Origin of the sequence: Neisseria basseii (assembly GCF_962707005.1) — a bacterium.
Lineage (GTDB): Bacteria > Pseudomonadota > Gammaproteobacteria > Burkholderiales > Neisseriaceae > Neisseria > Neisseria bergeri.
Genome location: NZ_CAUIXH010000073.1, coordinates 1 through 302, shown reverse-complemented (window position 1 = coordinate 302; position 302 = coordinate 1). Strand labels below are relative to the sequence as shown.

Sequence of the window (302 nt, the reverse complement as noted above, 5' to 3'; positions counted from 1 at the left end):
TTTGTATAATCTTGCCCTACTATTCAAACAAGGCATTGCCTTGTGAGTGCAAAGGCGTTGGAACTAAGTTTACCCAAGGTTGCACTTACTCAAATTTAAAGCCCCTGCTTGTTAGCGGGTGCTTTTATAAAATATAAAAGATAAAAGTTAATATAGCACCTAGCAATAATGCACCTAGTATTTTTAATTTACTTTTTGTATCTTTCTCTTGCCACGGTTTTTCATCAAAAAGTTCACTAAAAAAATCAAAGACAGTGTGCCAAATAGCTTTCCATAGTTCCATTTTGTTTCTTCAATAAAAT

General features: G+C 33.1%; 1 protein-coding gene. It reads right to left on the bottom strand.

Features of this window, described 5'->3' with window-relative positions; genetic code table 11:
* Nucleotides 1-124 precede the first annotated feature (124 nt).
* Nucleotides 125-283 (bottom strand): hypothetical protein, encoded by a 159-nt coding sequence (locus tag Q9I99_RS11360; protein WP_003708978.1) that lies wholly within the window; start codon nt 281-283, stop codon nt 125-127.
* Between the last annotated feature and the right edge of the window lie 19 nt (nt 284-302).

What these genes read in the sequence shown, in the direction of transcription:
- Q9I99_RS11360 (WP_003708978.1), bottom strand. Translation starts at nt 283, where the DNA reads ATGGAACTATGGAAAGCTATTTGGCACACTGTCTTTGATTTTTTTAGT.